This window comes from Streptomyces torulosus (assembly GCF_001419765.1).
In the GTDB taxonomy this organism is placed as follows: domain Bacteria; phylum Actinomycetota; class Actinomycetes; order Streptomycetales; family Streptomycetaceae; genus Streptomyces; species Streptomyces torulosus.
Window position 1 is genome coordinate 43,033 of sequence record NZ_LIRK01000272.1, and the last position, 7,049, is coordinate 50,081.

At 71.4% G+C, this 7,049-nt stretch carries 6 protein-coding genes; 2 read left to right on the forward strand and 4 right to left on the reverse strand.

The genetic code is table 11. The features are described from left to right. Positions 1-23: 23 nt before the first annotated feature. On the reverse strand, positions 24-1,292 hold the full coding sequence (locus AOK23_RS19770; RefSeq protein ID WP_055714023.1) for a M14 family metallopeptidase: 1,269 nt from the start codon (positions 1,290-1,292) through the stop codon (positions 24-26). After that, positions 1,289-3,274, reverse strand: a complete 1,986-nt coding sequence (locus AOK23_RS19775; protein WP_055714024.1) for a Xaa-Pro dipeptidyl-peptidase — start codon at positions 3,272-3,274, stop codon at positions 1,289-1,291. The genes AOK23_RS19770 and AOK23_RS19775 overlap by 4 nt, the downstream gene beginning before the upstream one ends. A gap of 225 nt (positions 3,275-3,499) precedes the next feature. On the opposite strand from AOK23_RS19775, the gene AOK23_RS19780 reads away from it, so the two are divergent. Next, a complete protein-coding gene (locus tag AOK23_RS19780) occupies positions 3,500-5,038 on the forward strand; it encodes a M1 family metallopeptidase (RefSeq protein ID WP_055714025.1) in 1,539 nt (512 codons plus the stop codon). Between the two features lie 97 nt (positions 5,039-5,135). On the opposite strand, the gene AOK23_RS19785 is transcribed toward AOK23_RS19780, so the two are convergent. Both AOK23_RS19785 and AOK23_RS19790 read right to left on the reverse strand, forming a co-directional pair. Next, entirely contained in the window at positions 5,136-5,612 is a 477-nt protein-coding gene (locus AOK23_RS19785) for a F0F1 ATP synthase subunit B family protein (RefSeq protein WP_055714026.1), read from the reverse strand. A gap of 117 nt (positions 5,613-5,729) precedes the next feature. After that, entirely contained in the window at positions 5,730-6,209 is a 480-nt protein-coding gene (locus AOK23_RS19790) for a macro domain-containing protein (RefSeq protein ID WP_055714027.1), read from the reverse strand. Between the two features lie 89 nt (positions 6,210-6,298). Between AOK23_RS19790 and AOK23_RS19795 the strand changes: the two genes are divergently transcribed. Further along, positions 6,299-7,024, forward strand: coding sequence for a MerR family transcriptional regulator (locus AOK23_RS19795; protein ID WP_055714028.1), 726 nt, complete (start codon positions 6,299-6,301; stop codon positions 7,022-7,024). Positions 7,025-7,049: the final 25 nt, after the last annotated feature.

The window sequence follows — 7,049 nt, forward strand, 5'->3', positions numbered from 1 at the left end:
ATGTGACCCCGACCCCTTCTTCTTCAACAGGTGGTGTCGGGTTCTCCCACCGCCAGGTGGTACGGCGCCCGTTCGTCCAGGAGCAGGGGAACCAGCGCGCGCAGTTGCTGGCGCAACGGAACGAGCACACCGTCGTCGCGGGTTTGCGCGCGGACGCCGTGCAGGGCCAGCTCGTCGCCGGCCTCCGCGTACTGCCGAGCGGAGAGCCGATAGCCGCAGGGTGGGTCCTGGAGCATCTCGGCGGGTTCGGCGGGGTCGTTGTCGGCGCCGCCGAGATACACCGGCCCGGTGTCGCGCAGGCCGGCGAGACGGGCCGCGCGGGTCGCCGCGTCGACCTGACGGCCCCGCTCCACCGAGAACCCGAACAGGCCCTTCAGGGACGCGCGTTGGGAGTCCACGCGACGCCGGTTGTTGACCGGCTCGGGAGTGTCAGGTGTCGGCGGTTCGACACGGCTCTCGATGAGCAGGCCGACGGAGTGCTTGACGCCGGACATGTTCCGCAGGATGCGTTCCTGGCCGTCGCCCGCGACCTGCCGGATCGGTTCGCCGGTCACCGGGTCGGTCCAGATGCCGTACGTGCCGGTCGAGTGGCCCGCCGCCCGCGCCGCCGGCCGTACGTGGTCCAGGGACAGGGTGCGCGCCTCGGTGTGGACGGCCGTGTCCGTGTTGAGGTTGCGCGGCCAGAGGTCGAACAGGTCCTTGTCGTAGTACGGGGGTGTAGCGCCGTACTCGTGCAGGTCGTAGACAATGTCCGGTTTGCGATCGCGGACGATCGCGGCGAGTGCCCTGGCCTCCGCGGTCCGCAGGGCCAGATGGTCGCGGTTGATGTCGACGCCGTCGCTGTTGCCGCGGGTGTCGGCGGCCCTGCCGTCGGGATTGGCGGTGGGCACGACGAGCACGGTGGTGGTTTTCAGCAATCGCTCGGCCCGCCGGTCACCGGGCCGGGCGAGGTCCCGGACGGTGGTGAGGCAGGCCTCGCGGCCGGAGGGCTCGTCGCCGTGCTGGCTGCACACGAGGAGCACCGTCCGCGAGGTGGGGCGGGTGCCGATCCGGACGAGGTGGAGCGGGCGGTCCTGCGCGGTGGTGCCGACGCGGGTGACCGACACCCGGTGGCTCGCCCGGTCCACAGCGGCGAGGAACTCCTCCTCTTCCGGCTGGCTCGTCCACCGGGCTCCGCCCGACTGCTCGAATCCGGTGCGCGGCAGGGGCGTGGTGTCCGCCGCGTACGCGGGGGTCGACAGCAGGGGCGCGGCGAGCGCGGTGGCGATCAGCGCGGCGCTCCGCGCCCTCATGCGCCGTCACCGGGGAGGCGGGCGGGCCCGCTCGGGTCGCCGACGCCGTCGAGGACGGAGCCCTTCGGTGCGGGGGTGGAGCCCTTCGGTGCGGGGGTGGCGCCCGAGGTCGCCTTCTTGAAGGCGGTGGGTCCGCCGACCAGCGGCACCTTGGCGTAGGTGCGCGTGAGGTCGAGGGTCAGGGTGGGCGTCGTCGACGGCGGGTCGATGAGGCCCTCGTCGGTGCCCGCGACGATGAGGGCGAGCCGGTGGCCGGCCGGGACGACGTGGTCGCTCGCGTGCAGGTCGAGGGTGAGGGTGTACGGGGTGCCGGGGGTGAGCGGGGAGCCGGTGCCGGAGGAGTGGTTGCCGAGGTCGGCCCAGCCGCGGCTGAAGATCGTGTAGTCGACGGCGGCGGTCTTCGCCCGGGTCTTCAGGTAGCAGGAGCTGTCACCGGCGGTGCTCGGGCCCCAGCAGGTGCGGTCGGTGAGGGTGGTGATGCCCTCGCCGGCGGTGGAGTAGTCGCGGATGGTGTCCGGACCGAGGTCCACGAGGATCGCCGAGAGGTGGGCGGTCGAGGTGGTGGGCGTGGCGGTGACGGTCACCTTGGCGGAGCCGGACAGCCGCAGGTCCTTGGTGAGCGGGGCGGTGACGAAGCCCGCCTTCTCCGGGGTGGAGCGGCCGATGTGCGCCGCCCAGTCGGTCTCGTTCAGGGTGGGGTTGTCGGTGAAGGTCTCGGTGCCGGACCGCCTGCGCAGACCGAGGGTGCCGAGGCCGGCCTGGGCGCCCTTGCCGGGGCGGAGGGTCGTGGACTTCGTCGTGCGCGGCGGCCAGGTCTTCGTCGTCACCCACTGGTCGGGGTGGCGCTCGATGTCGGCCATGGGTTCGTCGTCGATGCCGTTGTCGTAGCCGAGGAGTTCGTGGTCGAACCAGCGGTGCAGGGTGTCGACCCAGGCGGCGCGGCGGAAGTCGAAGGGGTCGACGTGGCCGGTCTGGGAGAGCCAGATCTTGCGCTCGACGCCGTGCTTCGCGAGGGCGTCCCACCACTGACCGAAGTGCTTGGGGCGGACGTTGAGGTCCTGCCGGCCGTGGATGACGAAGACGCTGGCGTCGATCTTGCGGACGTCCTTGACGTAGTCGCGGTCGGTCCACAGCCGCGTCCAGTCACCGGTGCGCGGGGCGCCGTCCACGAGCGCCTGCTGGACGTGGGCGCACTTGGCGCGGGCCTCGGGGCTCTCGACGGCGTCGGACAGCCAGTCGGGGCCGGAACTGTAGAGGGGGGCGCCCTTGGCGAAGTAGTAGTCGTACCAGGAGGAGATGGCCCCGATCGGGACGATGGTCTCCAGGCCCTCGACGCCGGTCGCGGCGACCCCGTTGGCGATGGTGCCGTCGTAGCTCTTGCCGATCATGCCGGTTCTGCCGTTGGTCCAGCCGGCCTTGGCCCTCGTGGAACCCGTGCGGGTGGTGTACGCCTTTCCGCGGCCGTTCAGCCAGTCGACGACCGCCTTGGCGGACTGGATGTCGGAGCGGCCGCCGACGTCCACGCAGCCGTCGGAGCGGTTGGTCCCGGCGAGGTCGACGGCGACGAAGGCGTAGCCGCGGGGCACGAAGTAGTTGTCGTAGAACAGCGGCATCTGGACGACGTCGCCGTTCGCGTCGTACGTCTTGCGCTGGCTCTCGTTGCCGCGTCCACAGCACGAGTAGTAGGGGCTGGCATCCATGATCACGGGGATCTTCCGGCCCCGCTGGGCGGGTTCACTCGGGCGGACGATGTCGACGGCGACGCGGTCGTTCCTTCCGTCGCGGTCGCCGTCGAGTCCGGTGTCCACCCAGACAGCCTCGCGGATGGCCTTGTCGTACGCGTAGACGGGCCGGCTCTTCCGCGGCGTCGCGCTGTCGGCGACCGCCGGGGTGACGAAGGTGGCCATCAGGGCGGCGGACGTGGCGACCGTGGCGAGAGATCTCCAGGTCGAAAGGGGGGTGCGTCGCGCAGATATCGGCATGCGCCGGACGGTACTGCTGTCAACTCTCGTTCAAAAGAGGGCCCATTGGTGCGCGCGGGAGATCGGCCACGGTGTTGGCTTGAAAGGAGCGTCAAGGGGGGTGACTCATGTCGGCCGAATGGCGATCGTGTGACAGCGGTGGCCATGGACACGGCTGGGCGCACAGGGACTCAATAGGCTCCGCACAGACAAGCGGCACCGTTCACCGACGACTTGGAGTGATTCGTGCACCGCAGCCTCATCGCCCCGGGCGCGTTCGTGGCCTCCCTCTTGCTGGCGATCCCGGCATCGGCGGCCTCCTACGAGCCCGGTGCGCCGGGGATCGGCGACCCCTACTACCCGGCCTACGGCAACGGCGGATACGACGTCTCCCACTACGACCTCCGGCTCAAGTACCAGCCGGGGACGGACCGGTTGGAGGGTACGGCGACCCTGCTGGCCCGGACCACCGAGAACCTGTCCCGCCTCAACCTGGACTTCCTCCTCGACGTGAGCGAGGTACGGGTCAACGGCACCAAGGCTGCCTTCACCACCTCCGGCGAGCACGAGCTGGAGATCACGCCGAGGAACCCGCTGCCCAAGGGCACGGAGGTCACCGTCGTGGTGCGCTACGCCGGGGTGCCGTCCGCCGAGGAGGCGTACGGCTTCACCAGCTGGCTCCGCACCCCGGACGGCGGAGTCGCGGCGGGCGAGCCCGAGGCGGCCTGGTGGTGGTTCCCCAGCAACGACCACCCGCTCGACAAGGCCACTTACGACGTGTCGGTCCTCGTCCCGGACGGCACCCAGGCCCTCTCCAACGGCACGCTCCAGTCGACCTCGTCCCGCGCGGGATGGACCCGCTACAACTGGCGCTCCAACAAGCCCCAGGCCACGTATCTCGCCACGCTCGCCGTCGGGAAGTTCGACATCACGACCGGACGGACCGAGAACGGCATCCCTGTCGTCAACGCCTACAGCAAGGACCTCGGCGACGACGGCGGCGCGGCCCGCGCGAGCGTCGAGCGGACCGGCGAGGTCGCGGCCTGGCTGACCGAGTACTTCGGGCCGTATCCGTACAACGCCCTCGGCGGATACGTGCCCAACACCCCGCAGGTGGGGTACGCCCTGGAGACACAGACCCGCCCGTTCTACAGTCCCCGCCAGTTCGCGAGCGGGTCGAACGTGTCGGTGGTCGTGCACGAGCTGGCCCACCAGTGGTACGGCGACCTCGTCTCCGTCGCCGGGTGGAAGGACATCTGGATCAACGAGGGCTTCGCCCGGTACGCGCAGTGGCTGTGGTCCGAGCACGAGAACGAGGGCACGGCGCAGGAGATCGCCGACCATGTGTACGCCTCCCGCGCGGCCGACGATCCCTTCTGGACGGTCAGGCCGGGCGACCCGGGGCCGGAGAACCAGTTCCACATCGCCGTGTACGACCGGGGCGCCCTGGCGTTGCAGGCGCTGCGCAACGAGATCGGTGACACGGCGTTCTTCGAGATCCTGAAGGGGTGGCCGGCGAGGTACGCGTACGGCAATGCGACGGTGGGCGACTTCGTCGCGTACGCGGAGGAGGTGTCGGGGCGGCGGCTGGACGCGCTGTTCGACACGTGGCTGTACCAGCCGACGAAGCCGGGTGCCGCGGCGGCCGAGCGGGCAGGGGTCGCCGCGCGGGGGGACGGGGTGGTGAAGGCGCCGAAGTCCTGGAAGAAGATCGCGGCGACGAACTCCGTGCACGAGAGCGGGCACGGGGCTGAGGGCGGGCACGGGCGCGGAGCCGGTCGCTAGGGATCGGGCCTGCTGCCGCGTGGCGGCGGGCCCGTCGTGGCCGAGCGCGCCTTCCTCGCCGCCGTTGGAGGAGGAGCTGGGGGCCACGCCCCCGCTCCTACCGGCGTGGCCGGGCCTCGGCCTCGATCCGTTCACCCAGGACCTTGCTCGCCAGGTTCGAGGCCAACTCCGAGACATAGACGCGGAGTTCGGCCTCGGCGGCGGCGCGGTCGGAGGCGATGCGGACCTGGCCCTCGGTGAGGATGGTGGCGTACTCGCGCTGGGCTTCCGTGCGGGCCTCGGCGACCAGGGTGGTGCCCTCCTCGAAGGCGCGCTGGCGGATGCGGGCGGCCTCGTGGCGGGCCTCGGCCAGGGTCGCGGCCACCTCCGCCCGCTTGACCTCCGCCTCCCGCCGTACCGCCTCGGCCCGCGCCTCCACCCCGTCGGTGACCGCTTCCCGCTCCGCCAGCACGCGCTGCACCCGGGGTGCCAGCCGGACGAAGAAGAGGAACACCAGCGCGAACAGCACCGCCGCGACGACGAGTTCCGCGACCGGGGGGTTCAACGGACCGATGTCCACCGGAAGAAGTTTCATACCGGTGGCTTACCCGTTCACACGCGCGACGCGTCGCACGTCTGCGCCAGAGTTGACCGATAATCGACGACGGTTCACCCGGGCGGCCGCCGCTCGGCCCGGCACGCCGCCGGGCCGTCAGTCCCCGTGGTCGTACACCGTCACCGCTATCCCCCGCCGCACGAGCCGCTCGGTGATCAGGGGCTCCACCCGCGACCATGTGCCGCCGGCGAGACCGCAGCCGATGCGCGGCATGTGGACGGAGGCCCCGAGCTCCAGGGCCTTGTCGGCGAGCAGGGCGAGGGCCGCGTCGATGGCCTCGTAGCGGACGGGGACGCCCTTGCTGCCCGTACGGATACCGCGCTGGCCGATCAGGTTGGCCACCCAGGTGTACGGGCCGACCTGGACGAACTGGGCCGCGCCGAGCCCGAAGTCGTTGTGCGCGCGGTCGCGGTGCCAGGCGCGGTAGGCCGCCTCCGGTTCCGGCCAGCGGCGGGACACGGCGAGGACGAAGCCCTTGCCCCAGCCGCCGAGGTCATTGCTGACGTGGGCGATGACCTTGACGCCCTTGCCCAGCGGCACGGTGGCGTCCCCCCTGACGTACGTGATCCCCGACATGGCCCCCACCGTACGGGCCACCACTGACAATCGCCCTGAGCAGCTGTTGAAGGTTTCACAGCACTGGTGGGACAGCAATACTGCTGTGCATGACGACCGAGACCGGGGAAGGCGCCGACGCGGCCGAGGACACCGAGGAGGGGGTCCTGACCGTGGACGAGCTGGCCGCGCGGGCCGGCGTGACGGTGCGCACGGTCCGCTTCTACAGCACCAAGGGTCTGCTGCCGCCGCCGGTGATCGGTCCGCGTCGGGTCGGCCGGTACGGGCGCGGCCATCTGGCCCGACTCGCGCTGATCGAGGAACTCCAGCGGCAGGGCATGACCCTGGCCGCCATCGAACGGTATCTGCGGCAGCTGCCGCCGGATCTGTCGCCGCGCGATCTCGCGCTCCAGCGGGCCGTCGTGGCCTCCTGGGCGCCGAACGCGGTGGAGACGGTGACACGGGAGGAGCTGGAGCCGCGGGCCGGGCGGCCCCTGGACGAGGACGACGTGGAGCGGCTCACGGCGATGGGCCTGGTCGAACGGGACGGGGACCGGTTCCGGGTGGACCCCGGTCTGCTGCGGCTGGGCGCGGAACTCCTCGACGTGCCCCTGTCCCAGGAGTCGATCCTCGCCGCGCGGAACGTCCTGATCGAGCACGCCCGGGCGGCCGCCCACGAGCTGTCCGGTCTCTTCCGCGACGCGGTGGCCGAGCGGGACCCGCAGGCGGTGAAGTCCCTCTCGGCCCATATGCAGCCCCTGGTCGTGCAGGCCCTGCTGACGACGTTCCAGCGCTCGCTGAGGGACGAGCTGCGGGAGTGGCTGAAGGAGGGGTGAGGGGGCGGGGGCCGTGTCGTTCGTC